At 64.0% G+C, this 20,037-nt stretch carries 18 protein-coding genes; 16 read left to right on the forward strand and 2 right to left on the reverse strand.

Translation table 11 applies throughout. From position 1 onward, the window contains the following. Positions 1-102: 102 nt before the first annotated feature. From AC1RGE_RS08755 to AC1RGE_RS08770, 4 genes are all read left to right on the forward strand, one after another. Entirely contained in the window at positions 103-1,761 is a 1,659-nt protein-coding gene (locus AC1RGE_RS08755; protein ID WP_011061941.1) for a nitrite/sulfite reductase, read from the forward strand. Beyond that, positions 1,745-2,239, forward strand: a complete 495-nt coding sequence (locus tag AC1RGE_RS08760) for a DUF934 domain-containing protein (protein WP_011061942.1) — start codon at positions 1,745-1,747, stop codon at positions 2,237-2,239. The genes AC1RGE_RS08755 and AC1RGE_RS08760 overlap by 17 nt, the downstream gene beginning before the upstream one ends. A gap of 220 nt (positions 2,240-2,459) precedes the next feature. Continuing rightward, positions 2,460-2,756, forward strand: coding sequence for a transposase (locus AC1RGE_RS08765; RefSeq protein WP_492584012.1), 297 nt, complete (start codon positions 2,460-2,462; stop codon positions 2,754-2,756). 177 nt (positions 2,757-2,933) lie between these two features. After that, the gene (locus AC1RGE_RS08770; RefSeq protein ID WP_492584014.1) at positions 2,934-3,587 is read left to right on the forward strand and encodes an IS3 family transposase; all 654 of its coding nucleotides are present in this window, start codon (positions 2,934-2,936) and stop codon (positions 3,585-3,587) included. A 190-nt stretch (positions 3,588-3,777) separates the two neighbouring features. Here the strand turns inward: AC1RGE_RS08770 and sohB are convergent, their stop codons facing one another. Continuing rightward, positions 3,778-4,812 (reverse strand): protease SohB, encoded by a 1,035-nt coding sequence (sohB, locus tag AC1RGE_RS08775; RefSeq protein WP_041118900.1) that lies wholly within the window; start codon positions 4,810-4,812, stop codon positions 3,778-3,780. A 203-nt stretch (positions 4,813-5,015) separates the two neighbouring features. Between sohB and AC1RGE_RS08780 the strand changes: the two genes are divergently transcribed. From AC1RGE_RS08780 to AC1RGE_RS08790, 3 genes are all read left to right on the forward strand, one after another. Further along, positions 5,016-5,726 (forward strand): histidine phosphatase family protein, encoded by a 711-nt coding sequence (locus AC1RGE_RS08780; protein ID WP_019094330.1) that lies wholly within the window; start codon positions 5,016-5,018, stop codon positions 5,724-5,726. 51 nt (positions 5,727-5,777) lie between these two features. Then, complete coding sequence (locus tag AC1RGE_RS08785) at positions 5,778-6,092, forward strand: SCP2 sterol-binding domain-containing protein (RefSeq protein WP_011061945.1); 315 nt, start codon at positions 5,778-5,780, stop codon at positions 6,090-6,092. A gap of 261 nt (positions 6,093-6,353) precedes the next feature. Further along, positions 6,354-8,072: a hydrogenase maturation protein gene (locus AC1RGE_RS08790; protein ID WP_492584016.1), complete on the forward strand. Its 1,719-nt coding sequence runs from the start codon at positions 6,354-6,356 to the stop codon at positions 8,070-8,072. Positions 8,073-8,120: 48 nt separating this feature from the next. Here the strand turns inward: AC1RGE_RS08790 and AC1RGE_RS08795 are convergent, their stop codons facing one another. Then, complete coding sequence (locus tag AC1RGE_RS08795) at positions 8,121-10,754, reverse strand: MGH1-like glycoside hydrolase domain-containing protein (protein WP_492584018.1); 2,634 nt, start codon at positions 10,752-10,754, stop codon at positions 8,121-8,123. A 200-nt stretch (positions 10,755-10,954) separates the two neighbouring features. On the opposite strand from AC1RGE_RS08795, the gene AC1RGE_RS08800 reads away from it, so the two are divergent. The 9 genes from AC1RGE_RS08800 (at position 10,955) to AC1RGE_RS08840 (ending at position 19,804) form a co-directional block, all read left to right on the forward strand. Further along, complete coding sequence (locus AC1RGE_RS08800; protein WP_401153894.1) at positions 10,955-11,230, forward strand: hypothetical protein; 276 nt, start codon at positions 10,955-10,957, stop codon at positions 11,228-11,230. Between the two features lie 398 nt (positions 11,231-11,628). Next, positions 11,629-12,399: a FadR/GntR family transcriptional regulator gene (locus tag AC1RGE_RS08805; protein WP_015636093.1), complete on the forward strand. Its 771-nt coding sequence runs from the start codon at positions 11,629-11,631 to the stop codon at positions 12,397-12,399. A gap of 102 nt (positions 12,400-12,501) precedes the next feature. After that, positions 12,502-13,704: an ABC transporter substrate-binding protein gene (locus tag AC1RGE_RS08810; protein WP_019094326.1), complete on the forward strand. Its 1,203-nt coding sequence runs from the start codon at positions 12,502-12,504 to the stop codon at positions 13,702-13,704. 70 nt (positions 13,705-13,774) lie between these two features. After that, a complete protein-coding gene (locus AC1RGE_RS08815) occupies positions 13,775-14,635 on the forward strand; it encodes a branched-chain amino acid ABC transporter permease (protein ID WP_011061951.1) in 861 nt (286 codons plus the stop codon). A 2-nt stretch (positions 14,636-14,637) separates the two neighbouring features. Continuing rightward, complete coding sequence (locus AC1RGE_RS08820) at positions 14,638-15,648, forward strand: branched-chain amino acid ABC transporter permease (protein ID WP_041118906.1); 1,011 nt, start codon at positions 14,638-14,640, stop codon at positions 15,646-15,648. Further along, positions 15,645-16,406 (forward strand): ABC transporter ATP-binding protein, encoded by a 762-nt coding sequence (locus AC1RGE_RS08825; RefSeq protein ID WP_011061953.1) that lies wholly within the window; start codon positions 15,645-15,647, stop codon positions 16,404-16,406. The genes AC1RGE_RS08820 and AC1RGE_RS08825 overlap by 4 nt, the downstream gene beginning before the upstream one ends. Continuing rightward, entirely contained in the window at positions 16,406-17,101 is a 696-nt protein-coding gene (locus AC1RGE_RS08830) for an ABC transporter ATP-binding protein (protein ID WP_123472714.1), read from the forward strand. The genes AC1RGE_RS08825 and AC1RGE_RS08830 overlap by 1 nt, the downstream gene beginning before the upstream one ends. A 13-nt stretch (positions 17,102-17,114) precedes the next feature. Next, positions 17,115-18,395 carry a Zn-dependent hydrolase gene (locus AC1RGE_RS08835; RefSeq protein WP_103289987.1) on the forward strand — a complete coding sequence of 427 codons (1,281 nt, stop codon included), beginning with the start codon at positions 17,115-17,117 and terminating at the stop codon, positions 18,393-18,395. Further along, positions 18,392-19,804 carry an amidase gene (locus tag AC1RGE_RS08840; RefSeq protein WP_492584020.1) on the forward strand — a complete coding sequence of 471 codons (1,413 nt, stop codon included), beginning with the start codon at positions 18,392-18,394 and terminating at the stop codon, positions 19,802-19,804. The genes AC1RGE_RS08835 and AC1RGE_RS08840 overlap by 4 nt, the downstream gene beginning before the upstream one ends. Positions 19,805-20,037: the final 233 nt, after the last annotated feature.

Consider the following 20,037-nt stretch of genomic DNA (forward strand, 5'->3'; position numbering starts at 1 on the left):
AAACCGCGCTGGACGCCAGTCCGAGCAGCGTACCGAAGCCGTTCACCGCAGTATTTGCCAAGTGCGCTTGAGCGCCGCCTGTAGCCTGAGAACTGGACCTATATGTACGTATACGACGAGTACGATCAGCGGATCATCGAGGACCGCGTCAAGCAGTTCCGTGATCAGACCCGACGCTATCTGGCAGGCGAGCTGAGCGAAGAAGAATTCCGCCCCCTGCGCCTGCAGAATGGCCTTTATATCCAACGTTTTGCCCCGATGCTGCGGGTCGCCGTGCCTTACGGCCAACTGACCTCGCGCCAAGCGCGGATGATGGCCAAGATTGCCCGCGACTACGACAAGGGCTACGCGCACATCAGCACCCGGCAGAACGTGCAGTTCAACTGGCCGGCCCTGGAAGACATCCCGGACATCCTCGCCGAACTGGCCACCGTGCAGATGCACGCGATCCAGACCAGCGGCAACTGCCTGCGCAACGTCACCACCGACCAGTTCGCCGGTGTTGCCGCCGACGAGCTGATCGACCCGCGCCCCTGGTGCGAGATCGTCCGCCAGTGGACCACCTTCCACCCGGAATTTGCCTACCTGCCGCGCAAGTTCAAGATCGCCATCAACGGCTCGACCTCTGACCGCGCGGCCATCGAAGTCCATGACATCGGCCTTGAGCCTGTGTACAACGCCGCCGGTGAGCTGGGTTTCCGCGTGCTGGTGGGTGGCGGCCTGGGCCGTACCCCGGTGGTCGGTGCCTTCATCAACGAGTTCCTGCCCTGGCAGGACCTGCTGAGCTACCTCGACGCCATCCTGCGGGTCTACAACCGCTACGGCCGGCGTGACAACAAGTACAAGGCGCGGATCAAGATCCTGGTCAAGGCCCTGACCCCTGAAGTGTTCGCCGAGAAGGTCGAGGCCGAGATGGCCCACCTGCGTGGCGGCCAGACCACCCTGACCGATGCCGAAGTGCATCGCGTGGCCAAGCACTTCGTCGACCCGGACTACAAGACCCTGAGCAACCAGGACGCCGAACTGGCCGCCCTGGACCAGCAGCACCCGGGCTTTGCCCGCTGGCGCACGCGCAACACCCTGGCCCACAAGAAGCCGGGCTACGTGGCCGTGACCCTGTCGCTCAAGCCCACCGGTGTAGCGCCGGGAGACGTTACCGACAAGCAGTTCGACGCCATCGCCGACCTGGCCGACCGTTACAGTTTCGGCCAGCTGCGCACCTCCCACGAGCAGAACATCATTCTCGCCGACGTCGAGCAGAGCCAACTGTTCACCCTGTGGGGCGAGTTGCGGGAGAACGGCTTCGCCACGCCGAACATCGGCCTTTTGACCGACATCATCTGCTGCCCGGGCGGCGACTTCTGCTCCCTGGCCAACGCCAAGTCGATCCCGATCGCCGAATCCATCCAGCGCCGTTTCGACGACCTGGATTACCTGTTCGACATCGGCGAACTGGACCTGAACATCTCCGGTTGCATGAACGCCTGCGGCCACCACCACGTGGGCCATATCGGCATCCTCGGGGTGGACAAGAAAGGCGAGGAGTTCTACCAGGTGTCCCTGGGTGGCAGCGCCAGCCGCGACGCCAGCCTGGGCAAGATCCTCGGCCCGTCCTTCGCCCAGGACGACATGCCCGACGTGATCTCGAAGCTGATCGATGTGTACGTGGAACAACGTACCGAAGACGAACGCTTCATCGACACCTATCAACGTATTGGCATCGACCTCTTCAAGGAGCGCGTCTATGCAGCGAATCATTAAGAACAACGAGGTCATCGACGAAACCTGGCACCTGCTGCCCAAGGACGCGACCCTCGACGGCATTTCCAACTGCGACGACCTGATCGTGCCACTGGCCCTGTGGCGCGAGCATGCTCACGCCCTCAAGGCCCGCGATGGCGGCCTGGGTGTATGGCTGGATGCGGACGAAGAAGCCGAGGAAATCGGTGACGACGTCGAGCAGTTCCAGGTGATTGCCCTGAACTTCCCAGCCTTCACCGATGGCCGCAACTACTCCAACGCTCGCCTGTTGCGTGACCGCTACGGCTACAAGGGCGAGTTGCGAGCGATTGGCGACGTGTTGCGCGACCAGCTGTTCTACCTGCACCGCTGCGGCTTCGACGCCTATGCACTGCGGGCCGACAAGGACCCCTACGAAGCCTTGGAAAGCCTCAAGGACTTCTCGGTGACCTACCAGGCCGCCACCGACGAACCGCTGCCGCTGTTCCGTCGCCGCTAAGCCCTGGCGCCAACAAAAAGCCCTGAAGCGGGAAACCGGTTCAGGGCTTTTTTGTGCAGACCTGCCACTCTCACCGTAGGAGCCGGCTTGCCGGCGAAAGACCTCAACGATAACGCGCACTGGCAGGGGATAGGCGGCGCTTTCGAAAGCATCGCGAGCAAGCTGTTGTGGCTCAATATTCCTGGACCACTCTGTAGGAGTTTCAACATAAGGAAGCATCATGGGATTTCGGGTTGTTAGCGCTGAAGAAAAGGCTGAAGCCATTCGCTTGGTTGTGGAAATGAATTACTCGGTGCCTAAGGCATGTGAGCAAACCGGGGTTGGGCCCACAGCCCTGCGACGCTGGGTCACCCGATGGCGCAAGGAGCATGAAGGAGCCTTGCTACCCACACGCCCTCAGGATCAGGAACTGATTGATTCACTGCAGGCCAGACTCGCCTTGCTGGAAGCCGAGAATAGCGTCCTAAAAAAGCAATTGCCCTCTCATCTGAAGGTGCTGTTCAGCCGAATCAAATGATCGAGGGTTTGAAAGAACAGCTCTCCATTCGGCACTGCTGCCGACTTCTGGGCGTGCCTCGCAGCAGCTATTACGCCAAGCCCGTGGCTCGGTCTGAACCTGGGGTCGAGCGGCGGCTGGAAAAGACCATTCGGCAGTTGCACCGGGAGCATCGAGGAGCCCTGGGCGCCCGGGGATTTGCCAGGGAACTCAAAAAAACAGGGCGTAGCGGTTGGGCGCCATCGTATGGGCCGTCTGATGAAAAACCTTGGACTGGTCAGGCGACGAGCCCGTTACGCTCACTATCGTCGGACCGGAAAGCCCAGCAATACCGCAGCCAATGTCCTTGATCGTCGCTTTAATCCTGCATCACCCAATACGTTTTGGGCCGGAGACATCACTTACATTCGCGTCGGTGGAAGCTGGCTATACCTGGCAATCGTGATGGATTTGTTTTCACGTCGGATCGTCGGCTGGGCCTTTTCCAGGACCGCCGATGCCGAGCTGTCGCTCAAGGCGCTACGGCTGGCTGTTGGTATACGTCGGCCTGGTTCAGCGCTGGTATTCCACTCGGATCAGGGCTGCCAATACACCGCGGATCGCTTTGTCGAATACTTGGCTGAAAAGCAGATCGTGCAGAGCATGAGTCGACGCGCAAACTGCTGGGACAACGCAGTGGTGGAACGTTATTTCCGGACACTGAAACACGATTGGTCGCCTGAAAATGGCTACCAGAATCATTTTGAGGCGCAGAAGGATGTGATGGATTTCATTGCTCATTACAACCATCGGCGTTGCCACAGCGCCTCGAACGATCTGCCACCCGCTGCTTTTGAAAGGCTGGCGGCCTAATGCTCCTACAGAGTGGTCCAAAAAAGCTGGACCACTACAAGCCAGCTCCTACAGCAGACGCCCGTAAACGACGCACTCCCTGTAGGAGCCGGCTTGCCGGCGAAGAGGCCCTCGGGCCTTGTGCAAAGCTTGCGACCGCCTTCGCTGGCAAGCCAGCTCCTACAAAGCCAGCGCCTACGAGGCCGGGGGGTTACCAGAACCGCTGTTGGGTCAGGCGGCTCCACCAGGTCAGCAACACGCGGTCGATGGAACCACTGGCCGCCAGCCCTACGCGTTCCTGCAGGCTCTTGCGCTCGGCATAGTGCAAGTGGAAGACCTCGGCACTCTTGGCCTTGTCCGCCAGGTATTCGTCACTGGTCTGCAACTCGTCCACCAGCAGTTTTTCCTGCGCCGCCACGCCCAGCCAGACTTCACCAGTGGCCACTTCATCAATGGCCAGTTGCGGGCGATAGCGGGAAACGAAGTTCTTGAACAGTTGATGGGTGACGTCCAGGTCTTCCTGGAATTTCTCCCGGCCCTTCTCGGTATTTTCGCCAAACACCGTCAAGGTGCGCTTGTACTCACCGGCGGTCAGCACTTCGAAATCGATGTCGTGCTTCTTCAGCAGGCGATTGACGTTGGGCAACTGGGCCACCACGCCAATGGAACCGAGGATGGCGAACGGCGCGCTGATAATCTTTTCACCGATGCAGGCCATCATGTAGCCGCCGCTGGCCGCTACCTTGTCGATGCACACCGTCAGCGGCACGCCGGCCTGGCGGATACGCGCCAGCTGCGACGAAGCCAGCCCGTAGCTGTGGACCATGCCGCCACCGCTCTCCAGGCGCAGCACCACTTCATCCTTGGGCGTTGCCAGGCTCAGCAGGGCAGTGATTTCATGGCGCAGCCCTTCGGTGGCCGAAGCCTTGATGTCGCCATTGAAGTCCAGCACGAAGACCCGGGGCTTGGCCTCGGCCGGCTGTTTCTTGTGCTTCTTCTGGCTCTTTTCGGTCTTGCTCTTGGCCTTGCGCAGGGCCTTGAGCTGATCCTTGTCCAGCAGACTCTGCTCCAGGCGCTCGCGCAGTTCCTTGTAGAAATCATTCAGCTTGCTGACCTGCAACTGCCCCACACCCTTGCGCCGCCCTTTGCTGCGCAGCGCAGCGGCGGTGATCAGCACCACCAGGATGGCGACCACCAGGGTCACGGTCTTGGCCAGGAAACTGGCGTATTCGGCGATAAACTCCACAGGGACTCCTCAAACATGGACCGCTGCCAACGAGCGGCGTAATGGGCTAAAGCATACCGGCGCGACTGGTCGGCCACCAGTCGGGAAACCTTGTGTAACCAAGCTCCAACAATCATTTCAAACAAGCGTATGTTTTTTCATTGACAGCTCACCGGCATCCTCATAACCTCGCAAAACTTTCAACGTACCGGGATGACGCGGACGTGGGCAGCATCTACTTGATTCGACATGGCCAGGCCTCCTTCGGTGCAGACGACTACGACGTGCTGTCGGCCACTGGCGTGCGCCAGGCGGCGGTGCTCGGCGAGCACCTGGCAGCGCTGGGCATCGGCTTCGATCGCTGCCTGTCCGGCGATCTGCGGCGCCAGCAGCACACCGCCCAGGCCGCTCTGGAACAGATGAGCGCCGCAGGCTTTGACAGCCCGGCCCTGGAAATAGATTCCGCCTTCAACGAATTCGATGCCGACGCCATCATCCGCGCCCTGTTGCCCGACCTGCTGCCCCAGGAACCCGAAGCCCTGAACATCCTGCGCAACGCCGCGCAGAACCGCGGTGAGTTCCAGCGCATCTTCGCCCTGATCATCCAGCGCTGGCTGGCCGGCACCTACGACCCGCCGGGCCTGGAAAGCTGGCTGGGTTTTGTCGAACGCGTCCAGGGCGGCCTGCAACGGATTCTCGAAGCAGCCAACAACCAGCAGAAGATCGCCGTGTTCACCTCAGGCGGCACCATAACCGCCCTGCTCCACCTGATTACCCGGATGCCCGCCCAGCAGGCTTTCGAACTCAATTGGCAAATCGTCAACACCTCGCTCAACCAGCTGAAGTTCCGCGGTCGCGAGGTGTCCCTGGCTTCCTTCAACGGTCATGCCCATCTGCAACTGTTGAAGGCCCCGGAGCTCATCACCTTCCGTTGAGCCCGGCTTACTGTGACCCTTGCTGTAACCACCCCATAAAAGGATCGAACCATGACCTCCGTAGCTGACGCCGTACAAGCCATGCAAGCCAAGTTCAACCCAGCTGCCGCTGCCGGCCTGGACCTGGTTTTCGGTTTCCGCATCGATGACTCCAAGCACTTCTCGCTGGTCGTCAAGGACAGCACCTGCGAACTCAAGGAAGGCGAGAACCCGGACGCCCAGGTCACCCTGGTGATGGACGGCGAGACCCTGGACGGCATCGTCAGCGGCGAGACCGACGGCATGCAAGCCTTCATGGGCGGCAAGCTGCGCGCCGAAGGCGACATGATGCTGGCCATGAAACTGAGCGAGCTGTTCCCAGCCTAAGACCGCGCAAGGTCCGGCTGTACCCGAATCCCGCCCCTGTGGCGGGATTCGTCGTTTCTGGCTGCCGCAACCGCTCTGGCCCGTGCCTTTGCCCTGAATCAATACCGCTGGGCGGCTGGCATTTCAGGCGAGACGCTTGATTGATCTCGGTCAGTTCCCACCCCGCAACGCCCCTCTACTCTTGCGCCTTCCATCGCGGCCAGGGACGGCTCAGCCGGAGCCACCTGCCATACCGCCATCACTCACGGAAGAGTCTGCATTATGCGATCACTGAAGATCATCCTGCTGTCTACCGCCTTCAACGGCCTGACCCAACGCGCCTGGCTCGACCTGCGCCAGGCCGGCCACCGCCCCAGCGTGGTGCTGTTCACCAGCGAAGAAGAGGTCTGCCGGCAGATCGAAGAGGCCGAGGCCGACCTGGTGATCTGCCCGTTCCTCAAGGACCGGGTCCCCCAGCAACTGTGGAGCCATCCCAAGCGCCCGGTGGTGATCATCCACCCGGGTATCGTCGGCGACCGTGGCGCCAGCGCCCTGGACTGGGCCATCAGCAAGGAACTCAAGCGCTGGGGCGTCACCGCGTTGCAGGCGGTGGAAGAAATGGACGCCGGGCCGATCTGGTCGACCCACGAATTCAACCTGCCCGCCGGGCTGCGCAAGTCCGAGCTGTACAACGGCCTGGTGAGCGACGCGGCGATTCACTGTATCCGCGACGTGGTGGAGAAATTCCGCAACGGCTACACCCCCCAGCCCCTGGACTACGACAAACCCTCGGTCCTCGGGCGCCTGCAACCGAACATGAAGCAATCCGACCGCACCTTCAGCTGGCACGACAGCGCCCAGTTCATCAAGCGCAGCATCGACGCCGCTGATGGCCAGCCCGGCGTCCTGGCCAGCCTCGCCGGCGGCCAGTACTACGTCTACGACGCCCACCTGGATTCACGCACCGGCATGCCCGGGCAACTGCTGGCGGTGCACGACGATGCAGTGCTGGTGGCCTGCGGCGATCACAGCCTGTGGATCGGCTCCCTGCGCCAGAAGCCCCAGCCTGGCGAAGAAACCTTCAAGCGCCCCGCCCGCCACGTGCTCGGCGAGCGCCTGGCCGATGTCCCGGTGCTGGACTGGTCGGTGGCCAACAGCCCGTTCAGCACCGAGGCCTACCAACCTATCCGCTACCGCGAAACGGGCAAGGTCGGCGAACTGACCTTCGAGTTCTACAACGGCGCCATGAGCACCGAGCAGTGCCAACGCCTGGTCAGCGCCCTGCGCTGGGCCAAGGCCCGGGACACCCAGGTGCTGCTGGTGCGTGGCGGCCGCGGCGCCTTCAGCAACGGCGTGCACCTCAACGTAATCCAGGCCGCCGAAGTACCGGGCCTGGAGGCCTGGGCCAATATCCAGGCCATCGACGACGTCTGCCTGGAACTGCTCACCGCCCGCCAACTGGTGGTCAGCGGCCTGACCGGCAATGCCGGCGCCGGCGGCCTGATGCTGGCCCTGGCCGCGGACGTGGTCCTGGCCCGCGCCGACACCGTGTACAACCCCCACTACAAGAGCATGGGCCTGTACGGCTCCGAATACTGGACCTACAGCCTGCCCCGCGCCGTCGGCCAGGCCATGGCCAAGCAACTGACCGAAGCCTGCCTGCCCATCAGCGCACTCCAGGCCCTGCAGATGGGCATGGTGCAGGAGATCGGCCCGCGCTGCCCGGACGAGTTCGGCCTGTGGTTGCTGCAACGGGCCAACGGCGTGCTCAACGACCCGCGCTACCAGCACCTGCGCCAGCGCAAGCTGGATGCCGACCCGCAACTGATGCAGCACTGCCGCAACGCCGAGCTGGAAGAGATGCACATGGACATGGTGCAGAACCGCAAGGGCTTCGCCGAGAAGTGCAGCAACTTCGTCTACAAGCGCAAGACCTGCTGCACCCCGGAGCGGCTGACCGAAGCCTGGGCCAAACCCCAGGACATCGCTCTGGTGGGCTGACCCAAAGCCTCCCCCCTGAACCGTCGCCCGGCTCGCCGGGTGACAACTTCAGCGCTGTGGCTGCAACAGCAACGCCACCAGCGCCGTCCAGCCGGTCTGGTGGCTGGCCCCCAGGCCGCGCCCGGTTTCGCCATGGAAGTATTCATGGAACAGCACCAGCTCGCGGTCCTCGGCCTCCACCTGCAACTGCGGGTAGCCGCTCATGGACGGCCTGCGCCCGTCCTCGTCCAGCAGAAACAGTCGCGTCAGGCGCTGGCTCAAGCCGTAGGCCACCTCCTCCAGGGACGCCAGATACCCGGAGCCCCGCGGGTACTCCACCGAGAAGTTGACGTCGTAATAGCGGTGAAACTCGCGCAGGGATTCGATCAGCATGTAGTTGATCGGCATCCACAACGGCCCGCGCCAGTTGGAGTTGCCGCCGTACAACCGTGAATCGGACTCCGCCGGCTCATAGCGGGCGCACAACTGCTTGCCGTCCACCTGCATGGCGAACGGCTGCTCGAAGGCCTTGGACAGGGAGCGGATACCGAAGTCCGAGAGGAACTCGCTTTCATCGAGCATGCGCTTGAGCAGGTCCTTGGTGCGTTCGCCGCGCAACAGCGCCAGGAGCATGCGGTTGCCCTTGCCCGGCTCGTACCAGCGCGACACCAGGCTCGCCAGGTCCGGACGATGATGCAAAAAACCCAGCAGGCGCTGGGCCAGCCCCGGCAGGTTTTCGTGCTCATGCTGCTCCAGCACCTGCACCGCGAACAGCGGCATCAAGCCGACGATGGAGCGCAGGCGCAGGGGTTCGTTCTGCCCATTAGCGCGGTGCAGCACGTCGTAGAAGAACTGGTCCTGTTCGTCCCACAGCCCCTCGGCGCTTCCATCCACGCGGTTGATGGCCCCGGCGATATACAGGAAGTGCTCGAAGAACTTCACCGCGATGTCCACGTACACGCCATTGCGTTTGGCCAGTTCCAGGGCGATGCGCATCAGGTCCAGGGCATAGGCCGCGACCCAGGCCGTACCGTCGGCCTGATCCAGGGTGAAGCCATCAGGCAACGGTGCGGAACGATCGAACAGGGCGATATTGTCCAGGCCGAGGAAGCCGCCCTGGAACAGGTTGCGGCCCTCGGCGTCCTTGCGGTTGACCCACCAGGAAAAATTCAGCAGCAACTTGTGGAAAATGCGTTCGAGAAAATCCAGGTCACCCACGCCAGTCAGGGACTTTTCCTGCTGATAGACCCGCCAGCAGGCCCAGGCGTGCACTGGCGGATTGGCGTCGTCGAAACGCCACTCGTAGGCCGGGAGCTGGCCATTGGGATGCATGAAGCGATCCTTCACCAGCAGCAATAACTGCTGCTTGGCAAAGCCGGGATCGATCAGGGCAAAGGCTACCGCCTGGAAACCCAAGTCCCAGGAGGCATACCAGGGGTACTCCCAGGTGTCGGGCATGGAGACGATGTCGCAGTTGGACAGATGGCGCCAATGGGTATTGCGCAGGTGCTCGCGCTCCGTCGGCGGTGCCGGCTGCCCGGGATCACCATCAAGCCACTGGTTGACGTCGAAGTAATACAGCTGCTTGGACCACAGCAGCCCGGCCAGGGCCTGACGCTGCACGTTGCGCGCATCAGCGCTTTCTATGCCCTGCTGCAGCGCCGCGTAGAACTCATCGGCCTCGCGCCGGCGCTGCTCGAACAGGCGGCGGGCGCTGACCGGTTCGCTACCGGCCGGGGCAAAGCGCAGGAACAGGCGCTTGCTCTCGCCGCCCGCCAGATCCAGGACGAAGTGCGCCGCCACCCGGGTGCCGCCATCGAAACTCACCGCACTGGCCTGTCCATCCACCAGGTAGTCGTTGAAACCATCCTTGAACGGCCCGGGTGACGCCAGCCCGTCCAGCTTGGGGAAATTGCTGTCGTTGTTGCAGAACAGCCACTGGCAGGGCTCGGCCCCCCAGGCGGTGATCTGTCGGTCGGGCAGTTGCCCATGCCGCGCCAGCACCTTGTCGCCCTCCAGGCGCAGGCTCGGCCGCGGTGCGTCGCCGCCCCAGCACCAGGTGTTGCGCGCCCAGACCTGGGGCAGCACCCGCAGCCGCGCCGGCTGGTGGAAGCGGTTGTGCACGGTGATGAGCATGAAAATGTCATCGGCCGTGTGCTTGGCGTATTCCACCGTCACATCGAAGTAGCGGTTGTCCTCGAAGACCCCGGTATCGAGGATCTCGTACTCGGTGTCGTTCAGGCCGCGACGGGCGTTTTCCGCCACCAGGTCGGCATAGGGAAAGGCCGCCTGGGGGTACTTGTAGAGCATGCGCATATAGGCATGACTGGGCACGCCGTCGAGGTAGAAGTACAGCTCCTTGACGTCTTCGCCATGATTGCCTTCGGCGTTGTTCAGGCCGAACAGGCGCTCCTTGAGAATGCTGTCGTGTTCATTCCACAGCGCCAGCCCCAGGCACCAGTGCTGGGCCTTGTCGGAGAACCCGGCCAGCCCGTCCTCGCCCCAGCGGTAGGCACGGCTGCGGGCATGTTCGTGGGGGAAGTAGCTCCAGGCATCGCCATCGGCGCTGTAATCCTCGCGCACCGTGCCCCACTGCCGTTCACTCAGGTACGGCCCCCACTGGCGCCAGAGCTCGGCGTCGCTGCCCTGCAGGCGCCGGCCTTCAACCGTATCGAGGATGCTGCTGGTGGATTTTGCCGGCATCGGGGAGTGTCCTTGACCATGGAGGTGACTTGCAGTGTAGGAGTAGCCCGTCTCGCTGCCCCGTGACAAATGTTTCACGGTACGAAGGCCCGAGGTGCCTAAAAACCCACGAGGCATCCGGGCCAGAGCCATTACGGCTAAATTTTTCGCCCCTGGCTCGTTATAATCGGCAACCCTTTTATGGCAATGCGGATTCAATGATGTTCAGTTGCAAAGCGTTTTTCCCGGGCGCACTGCTCGCGGCAGCCTTCTCGACCCAGGCTGAAGGCCTTGACCTGAGCTACCCGCAGCCCCCGTTACCGGCCACCCCCATCCAGACCCCGGCGCCCCAGAGCGACATGCCCACCTTCAAACTGCAATTCAAGCCAGGCATCAGCTACGAGCACCATTGCAGCGGCCAATGCACCTACGAAACCAATATCGACCAGTTGCACGACCGCGAAACCCGCCACAGCGCAAGCGTCGGATTCGACTGAGCCCGGCCATTAAACCTGCGGCACGCTTGATCCACACTCGCGCTCCTGAGCCCTACAGCGAACTCAGGAAGTCCTGCCCTGCCGGCGAAGTGGCCCGCAGCCTTGTGCAAGCCTTGCGACCGCCTTCGCTGGCAAGCCAGCTCCTACACAAGCGTCCGGCATCGCGCAAAATTCCGTAGGGACCGGCCTGCAGGCGAAGAGGCCCTGAGGCCTTGTGCAAACCTTGAAGCCAGCTCCTGCGGGTTTCGTGAGGGTTGGACGGGGGTGGAGGCCGCTCGGTTGTCCAGCTACGACCCCTCAACACCAAAAACGACACCCCATTCCCTCAGGCGGTTGACGCGCCGCCCTCATCTCTATTTATTACTATTTATCCGCATTAATACGATAAATAGCCGCCCATGCTGAAACGCCCCGTTCGCCGCAAACGCCAGAAGCTTTCCGACGTGATTGTCGAGTCGGTGAAGCGTTCCATCGTCACCGATGCCCTGCGCCCCGGGGACCGCTTGCCCACCGAGAAGGAGTTGATGGAAAGCTTCCAATGCTCCAAGGGCTCGGCCCGGGAGGCGCTCAAGGCGCTGGAGGTGGAAGGCCTGGTCAATACCCGCACCGGGCCCAACGGCGGCGCCTATCTGAACCAGGCCGGCACCGAGCCGGCCAGCCGCGCGCTGCGCAACTACCTGCACTTCCAGCACATGGACGGCGAGCAGGTCTATCAGTTGCGCAAGGTGATCGAGGTGGAGCTGGCGGTGTCGGTGATCGGGCGCTTGAGCGAGGCGGATTTCAAGGCCCTGCAGGACAACATCGACTTCTGCAGCCACCCCGAGGACAGCGAGGCCGGTCAGCGCGAGCAGCGTATCGCCGAGCTGGAGTTCCACAATTTGCTGGGGCGGGCCTGCCCCAACCCGCTGCTGAGTTTCATGGCGCAGTTTCTCAACGATTTGCTGCGCGACCTGGTGGTGCTGAAGAAGGCCTACAAGCCCAAGCGCAAGCAGTTCGACGCCGCCAACCTGGATTACCACAAACGCTTGCTGCTGGCCTTGCGCGCCGAAGATGAAAGCGCAGTGCGCCAGCTGATGCACGAACACATGTGCGACGCCGAGCACCACATGACCGCCCTGGAAGGCGAAGTCACCCAGCACTTCCTGCTGGAGTTCGACCACCACCGATAGCGCCCGCCGTCCACCGCTTTGCCAATAACAAGCCTGAACACAGGCTGCTACGTCGATTCGCCATTGCCACTCCTGCCAATAACTAAACCAGGGAGTTACCCCATGCAGCGTCGTACGTTGTTGAAAGCCGGTCTGGCCGTTAGCGGTGCCCTCAGCCTCGGGCTGGGGGTGCGCAACGCCTTTGCCGCCGAACCCTTTACCTTCTACGGACTGAAGTCGATGTCCGGCGCCTTTGCCAGCTACGGCAAGTTCGCCGACATGGGCTCGCGCCTGGCGGTGGAGCAGTACCCGACCCTGCTGGGGCGACCGCTGCACTACAAGGTGATCGACACCGAGGGCAACGCCGGCAAGGCGGTGCGCCGGGTCCAGGAGGCGATTGCCCAGGACGGCGCGCGGTTCTTCCAGGGCTGCACCCTGTCGTCTTCGGCGCTGGCGGTGGCCAAGGAGGTGGGCAAGGTCGGCGGGGTGTTCATGACCCCGGTGGGCGCCGATGAGGTCACCGGCAAGGACTGCAATGCCTCGACCTTTCGCTGGTCGGTGCCAACCTACGGCGCCATCCGCGAAACCATGGTGCCGCTGATCAAGTTGCTGCCCGAGGCCAAGCGCTGGTACACCATCACCCCGCAATACGTGTTCGGCGAAGCCTTGCTGGAAGGGGCGAAGCAGGTATGTGCCGAACACGGCATCGAGCACATCGGCAACAGCTACCACTCCTTGCAGGAGCAGGAGTTCTCCGGCTACCTGACCAACGCCATCGCCGCCCGCCCTGATGTGCTGGTGCTGTTGAACTTCGGCAGCCAGTCATCCAACGCCCTGCGCCAGGCGGTGAACTTCGGCATCAAGGAACGCATGAAGGTGCTGCTGGTGTGGTCCGCCGGGCTCGACCAGTTCCAGGAGCTGGGCAGCGACGTCTTGGAAGGCGTCTACCTCGGCGCGCAGTACTGGCATCAGGTGGACACCCCGCTCAATCGCGAACTGGTGAAGCTGACCCAGGCCAAATACGGCATCAACCCCACCTACCCGCTGGCCGCCGACTACATCGGCAGCAAGATCATCCTCGACACCATTGCCGCCACCGGCAGTTTTGACGGCGCTACCGTGGCCAAGGCCATGCAGGGCCTGACCTACCAGGGCCCCACCGGCGAGGAGAGCATCCGCGCCGGCGACCATCAGGTGATCAAGGATTACTACCTGCTGGTGGGCAAGGCCGCCGCCACGATGCGCGACAAGGACGACCTGGCCGAAGTGCTCAGCGCCGGTCGCTCGTTCCCGGATGTCAGCACCACCGGCTGCGCCCTGGCCTGACGCTCGACACTTCTATCGCTGGCTACAGGCAGCGGGCTCCGTCCAAGGGCTCCCTGCCGAGGGTTCCTGCATGCTTAATTTGTACCTGTTCCAGATCCTCAACGGCCTCGGGCTGGGGATGATCTACTTCCTGATCGCGGTGGGCCTGACGATCATTTTCGGCCTGCTGAACTTCGTCAACTTCGCCCATGGCGCGTTCTTCGTGCTCGGCGCCTACATCTGCTACACCGCCGTCAGCCTGACCGGCAACTTCTGGCTGGCCCTGGTGCTAGCGCCCCTAGTGGTGGCGGCCCTGGCCTGGATCATCGAGCGCCTGTTGATCCAGCGCATCTACCACTTGCCGCACATGTTCCAGATCCTGGTGACCCTGGGCATCGCGCTGATCATCCAGGAAGCCAGCGTGATGATCTGGGGCCCGGTGGGCAAGGCCGTGGCGGTGCCGGAACTGCTGCGCGGGGTGCTGGTGATCGGCGACTTCGTCTACCCCTACTACCGCCTGTTCCTGATCCTGTTCTCGGCCCTGGTGGGGCTGGGCCTGTGGCTGCTGCTGGAGCGCACGCGCTTCGGTGCCCTGGTGCGGGCCGGCAGTGAAAGCACCGAGACCGTGTCGCTGCTGGGCACCAATATCTTTCGCCTGTTTTCCATGACCTTCGCCCTCGGCGTGGCCCTGGCCGGGATCGCCGGGGTGCTGTTCGCGCCCTTGCGCGGCGCCCAGCCCTTTGTCGGCCCGGAGATTCTCGGGGTGGCCTTCGTGGTGGTGGTGATCGGCGGCATGGGCTCGTTCGGCGGCGCCCTGGTGGGCGGCCTGCTGGTGGGGGTGGTGCAAAGCCTGATGACCAGCCTCTGGCCCCAGGGCGCCAGCCTGATGATCTACGGCGCCATGGCGGCAGTCATTCTGGTGCGTCCTTACGGCCTGTTCGGGAGAGCATGATCATGAGCGAGAAAAATCCCCTGCCCTTTGCCAAGACTCAATCGCGCGGCCTGCTGTGGCTGGTGATCGCGGTGCTGATCGGCCTGCCCCTGGTGCTGCCGTCGGCGACCCTGGCCAGCGAGATCCTGATCTTCGCCCTAGCCGCACTGGCCTGTAACCTGCTGCTGGGCTACACCGGGCTGCTGTCGTTCGGCCAGGGCATCTTCTTCGGCGCCGGTGCCTACTGCGCCGCCCTGTTGATGATCCATCTGCAGCTGGGGCTGTTCAGTGCCCTGCTCGGCGCGGCGCTGGTGGGAGCCTTGCTGGCACTGCTGGTGGGCGCCCTGGCGATCCGCCGCACCGGCATCTACTTCGTCATGCTGACCCTGGCCTTCAGCCAGATGGCCTACTTCATCGCCTACACCCTCAGCGACTGGACCGGCGGCGACAACGGCCTGCTCAGCGTGCCGCGCCCGGAGATCCGCATCGGTGACACGGTGCTGCTGTCCCTGGCCGACGCCCGCTATTTCTACGGCTTTGTCGCGGTGCTGTTCCTGCTGATCTTCATCGGTGCCCGGCGGGTGATCGCCTCGCCGTTCGGCAGCACCCTGATGGCCATCCGCGAGAACGAAACCCGCGCCGCCGCCATCGGCTACGACACCCGGCATTTCAAGATCCTGGTGTTCATGCTCTCCGGCGCGGTCACCGGGATTGCCGGGGCGCTGTACGCCATGCTCCTGCACTTCGTGCCGCTGTCGAACATCGACCTGGCGATGTCGGAAAACATCCTGATCATGACCATCGTCGGCGGCACCGGCTCGCTGTTCGGCTCCCTGCTCGGCGCCGGCGCCATCGTACTGCTGGGCGAGTTCCTCTCCGAGCTGTGGCCACGCTGGCTGATTCTGCTGGGGGTGATCCTGATCCTGGTGGTGGTGTTCATGCGCGGCGGTTTGTGGGGCGGTTTGTCGAGCCTGGTGGAACGCCTCAAAGGCTCACGCAAGACGGCCTTGCTGGCCGAGGAGAAACGCTCATGAGCAAGCCTGCGCAGTACCTGCTGGAAACCCAGAACCTGGAGCTGGCCTACGGTGCCTTCCACGCGGTCAACGGGGTCAACCTCAAGGTCGAGGCCGGCACCATCCACACCATCATCGGCCCCAACGGCGCCGGCAAGACCAGCCTGTTCCACTGCCTGACCGGCGAACGCCAGGCCACCGCTGGAGCCATCCGTTTCAACGGCAAGAACATCATCAAGAAACCCGCCCACGGCCGGGTCGGCCTGGGCATGGCGCGTTCCTTCCAGCTCACCAGCCTGTTCCAGAACCTCAGCGTGCGGGAGAACCTGCGCCTGGCCGCCCAGGGCCGAGACGGCCTGGGAGCGCTGAACTTCTGGCGCCACGTGGACAGCCGCCGCGAGCACCTGGAGGTGGCCGACCAGGTGCTGGAGCGCCTGCAACTCACGGCCCGGGCCCAGACCCTGGCCGGCGAGCTGTCCCACGGCCAGCAACGGGTGCTGGAAGTGGGCATGTCGATCTGTTCGAAGCCGCAATTGCTGATGCTCGACGAGCCCACCTCGGGCATGGGTATCGACGATATTCCGATCATGACCCAACTGATCAGCGACCTGGGCCGCGACCACACGGTGCTGCTGATCGAACACAACATGAGCATCGTCATGTCCATCAGCCAGCGCATCACCGTGATGAGCCACGGCCAGATCCTGGTCGAGGGCACGCCGGATGTGGTGCGCGCCGATGAGCGTGTGCGTGTCGCCTACCTGGGAGAAGCCGCCTGATGCTGACCGTCGAGAACATCCATTCCTACTACGACAAGAGCCACGTGCTCGAAGGCGTCTCGCTCAAGGTGGAGGCCGGTGAACTGGTGACCCTGCTGGGGCGCAACGGCGCGGGCAAGACCACCACCTTGCGCAGCATCCTGGGGATCATCTGCCCGCGCCAGGGCCAGATCCACTTCAACGGCCAGCAACTGGTGGGCCAGAAGATCTTCGAGATCGCCCGCCAGGGCCTGGCCCTGGTGCCGGAACACCGGGGCATCTTTCGCCTGCTCAGCGTCGAGGAAAACCTGCGTATCGCCCAACGCAAGGCCAGCCGCTGGCAGCTGGACGACATCTACCGAATGTTTCCGCGGCTCAAGGAACGCCGCAAGAACGCCGGCCACGCCCTGTCCGGTGGCGAACAGCAGATGCTGGCCATCGCCCGTGCCCTGCTCAATGACCCCAAGCTGCTGATCCTCGACGAACCCACTGAGGGCCTGGCGCCGGTGATCGTCGACGAGCTGGTGAAGATCCTGCGCACCCTCAAGGAAGGCGGCCTTCCGGTGCTGCTGGTGGAACAGAACCTGATGGTCTGCGACAAGCTCGCCGACCGTCACTACGTGCTCGAACAGGGCCGCGTGGTCTACCAGGGCAGCGCCGCCGAGTTTCGCGCCGACCCGACCATCAAGAACCGCTACCTGGCCCTGAGCGCCTGACGGGAGAAATGCCATGAACAGTCGACTGGACCCACTGCAGTCCTTGCACAGCAATGCCCCGCTGATCAACCGCGAGCGCCTCTGGCAGTCCTTGATGGACCTGGCCCGACTGGGCGCCACCGCCAAGGGTGGCGTGTGCCGCCTGGCCCTCACCGACCTCGACCGGCAGGCCCGGGACCTGTTCGTGCGCTGGTGCGAAGAGGCCGGCTGCAGCGTCAGCGTGGACGGCATCGGCAATATCTTCGCCCGCCGCGCCGGGCGTGACCCGACCCGCGCCCCGGTAATGACCGGCAGCCATATCGACACCCAGCCCACCGGCGGCAAGTTCGACGGTTGCTACGGGGTGATGGCCGGGCTGGAGGTGATCCGCACCCTGAACGACCTGGGCCTGGAAACCCAGGCGCCGATCGAAGTGGTGGTCTGGACCAACGAGGAAGGCTCGCGCTTCCCGCCGTGCATGATGGGTTCGGGGGTGTTCGCCGGAAAGTTCGACCTCGCCGACACCCTGGCCAAGCAGGATGAACAGGGCCTGTCGGTGGGCGCCGAGTTGCAGCGCATCGGCTATGCCGGTCCGCGTGCGGTATTCGGCCATCCGGTGGGCGCCTATTTCGAAGCGCATATCGAGCAAGGGCCGGTGCTGGAAGACCGCCAGACCACCATTGGCGTGGTCATGGGCTGCCTGGGCCAGAAGTGGTTCGACCTGACCCTGAGCGGGGTCGAGGCCCACGCCGGGCCGACGCCGATGCACCTGCGCAAGGACGCTCTGGTGGGCGCGGCGCAAGTGGTCAGCGCGGTCAATCGCATCGCCCATGCCCATCAGCCCCATGCCTGCGGCACCGTGGGCTGCCTGAGCCTGCACCCGGGCTCGCGCAACGTGATCCCCGGGCAGGTGCAGATGACCCTCGACCTGCGCCACCTGCACGCCGATCGGTTGCAAGCCATGGTCGATGAAGTGCGCCAAGTGATCGAAGACAGCTGTCGCCAGCACGGCCTAACGTTCGAGCTGACCGCCACCGCCGACTTCCCGCCGCTGGACTTCGACCCCGCCTGCGTGGCCGCCGTGCGCCAGGGCGCCGAGCACCTGGGGCTGAGCCACATGGACATCGTCAGCGGCGCCGGGCACGACGCGATCTTCATCGCCGAGCTGGGCCCGGCAGGGATGATCTTCGTGCCCTGCGAGGGCGGCATCAGCCACAACGAAATTGAAAACGCCGCGCCCCAGGACCTGGCCGACGGCTGCGCGGTCCTGCTGCGGGCCATGGTCAATGCCGCTCAAGGAGCTCAATCGCTATGAAGCAAGCCACTGACATCGCCGCCTTGAGCGGCGTCGAACTGCTGCGCCATTACCGTGACAAGCGCCTGTCACCGGTGGAGGTCACCGAAGACGCCCTGGCGCGTATCGAGCGCTTCAATCCGCTGGTCAACGCCTATTGCCATATCGACCACCAAGGGGCCCTGGACGCGGCACGGGCCTCCGAACAGCGCTGGCTCAAGGGCCAGCCCTGCGGCGCCCTGGACGGCTTGCCGGCGTCGATCAAGGACCTGACCCTGACCCGCGGCATGCCCACCCGCAAGGGCTCGAAAACCACTGCGGCCACCGGCCCCTGGGAGGTCGATGCACCCTTCTCCGGCTTCATGCGCGCGGCCGGCGCGGTGCTGCTGGGCAAGACCACCACCCCGGAATTCGGCTGGAAAGGCGTGACCGACAACCCGTTGTACGGCATCACTCGCAACCCCTGGGACACCCGCCTGACGGCCGGCGGTTCCTCCGGCGGCGCAGCGGCGGCGGCCTCGCTGAACCTCGGCGTGTTGCACCAGGGCAGCGATGCTGGCGGATCGATCCGCATTCCCTGCGCCTTCACCGGCACCTTCGGCATCAAGCCGACCTTCGGCTACGTGCCGCAGTGGCCGGCCAGCGCGATGAACATCCTCTCGCACCTGGGGCCGATGACCCGTAGCGTCGATGACGCCGTGCTGATGCTGCAGACCGTGGCCCGCCCGGATGCCCGTGACGGCCTGCTCGGCGCGCCGCGCAGCACGCCCTGGTTACCGGAAAATGCCAGCCTCAAGGGCCTGCGCATCGCCTACAGCCCGGACTTCGGCTACGTCAAGGTCGACCCGCAAGTGGCGCGAGTGGTGGCCCGGGCGGTGGAGCGCCTGGCGCAACTGGGGGCACAGATCGAGCAGGTCGATCCCGGTTTCAGTGATCCCCTGGAGATGTTCAATACCCTGTGGTTCTCCGGAGCGGCGCGCCTGACCGCAGCCCTCAGCCCCGCCCAGCGCGCCTTGCTGGACCCGGGCCTGCTGCGCATCGCCGAACAGGGCGAAGGCATCAGCCTCAGCGACTACAGCGCCGCCCTGGAGGCGCGCGCCGCCCTGGTGGCCCACATGGCCGCCTTCCATGAGCGCTACCACCTGCTGCTCTCGCCCATGCTGCCCCTGACTGCGTTCGCCGCCGGACATAACGTCCCACCGGGCTCGGGCCTGGGGGAATGGATGGAGTGGACGCCCTTCAGCTACCCCTTCAACCTGACCCAGCAACCGGCGGCGTCACTGCCCTGCGGCTTTGCCGACGACGGCCTGCCCGTGGGCCTGCACGTAGTCGGCGCACGCTTTGCCGATGAGCAAGTGCTGCGTTTGTGCCGGGCCTATGAACAAGCGTTCCCCAGCCCCCACCCCCAAGCCCCCGTCCTGCGACACTGACCCGCACAAAATCCCGTAGGAGCCGGCTTGCCGGCGAAGAGGCCCGCGAGTCTTGTGCAACCCCTGAGGCCGCCTTCGCGGGCAAGCCCGCTCCTACACCTGATTCCGGCATCGCGCGAAATCCCGTAGGAGCCGGCTTGCCGGCGAAGAGGCTCGCGAGTCTTGTGCAATCCCTGAGGCCGCCTTCGCGGGCAAGCCCGCTCCTACACCTGATTCCTGTATCGCGCGAAATC

It is taken from the genome of Pseudomonas sp. GW823-FHT02C05 (assembly GCF_058797595.1).

Bases quoted from the DNA above. Each gene is read 5' to 3' on its own strand.
- AC1RGE_RS08755 (WP_011061941.1), top strand. From the start codon at position 103: ATGTACGTATACGACGAGTACGATCAGCGGATCATCGAGGACCGCGTC.
- AC1RGE_RS08760 (WP_011061942.1), top strand. From the start codon at position 1,745: ATGCAGCGAATCATTAAGAACAACGAGGTCATCGACGAAACCTGGCAC.
- AC1RGE_RS08765 (WP_492584012.1), top strand. From the start codon at position 2,460: ATGGGATTTCGGGTTGTTAGCGCTGAAGAAAAGGCTGAAGCCATTCGC.
- AC1RGE_RS08785 (WP_011061945.1), top strand. From the start codon at position 5,778: ATGACCTCCGTAGCTGACGCCGTACAAGCCATGCAAGCCAAGTTCAAC.
- AC1RGE_RS08790 (WP_492584016.1), top strand. From the start codon at position 6,354: ATGCGATCACTGAAGATCATCCTGCTGTCTACCGCCTTCAACGGCCTG.
- AC1RGE_RS08795 (WP_492584018.1), bottom strand. From the start codon at position 10,754: ATGCCGGCAAAATCCACCAGCAGCATCCTCGATACGGTTGAAGGCCGG.
- AC1RGE_RS08800 (WP_401153894.1), top strand. From the start codon at position 10,955: ATGTTCAGTTGCAAAGCGTTTTTCCCGGGCGCACTGCTCGCGGCAGCC.
- AC1RGE_RS08805 (WP_015636093.1), top strand. From the start codon at position 11,629: ATGCTGAAACGCCCCGTTCGCCGCAAACGCCAGAAGCTTTCCGACGTG.
- AC1RGE_RS08810 (WP_019094326.1), top strand. From the start codon at position 12,502: ATGCAGCGTCGTACGTTGTTGAAAGCCGGTCTGGCCGTTAGCGGTGCC.
- AC1RGE_RS08815 (WP_011061951.1), top strand. From the start codon at position 13,775: ATGCTTAATTTGTACCTGTTCCAGATCCTCAACGGCCTCGGGCTGGGG.
- AC1RGE_RS08820 (WP_041118906.1), top strand. From the start codon at position 14,638: ATGAGCGAGAAAAATCCCCTGCCCTTTGCCAAGACTCAATCGCGCGGC.
- AC1RGE_RS08825 (WP_011061953.1), top strand. From the start codon at position 15,645: ATGAGCAAGCCTGCGCAGTACCTGCTGGAAACCCAGAACCTGGAGCTG.
- AC1RGE_RS08830 (WP_123472714.1), top strand. From the start codon at position 16,406: ATGCTGACCGTCGAGAACATCCATTCCTACTACGACAAGAGCCACGTG.
- AC1RGE_RS08835 (WP_103289987.1), top strand. From the start codon at position 17,115: ATGAACAGTCGACTGGACCCACTGCAGTCCTTGCACAGCAATGCCCCG.
- AC1RGE_RS08840 (WP_492584020.1), top strand. From the start codon at position 18,392: ATGAAGCAAGCCACTGACATCGCCGCCTTGAGCGGCGTCGAACTGCTG.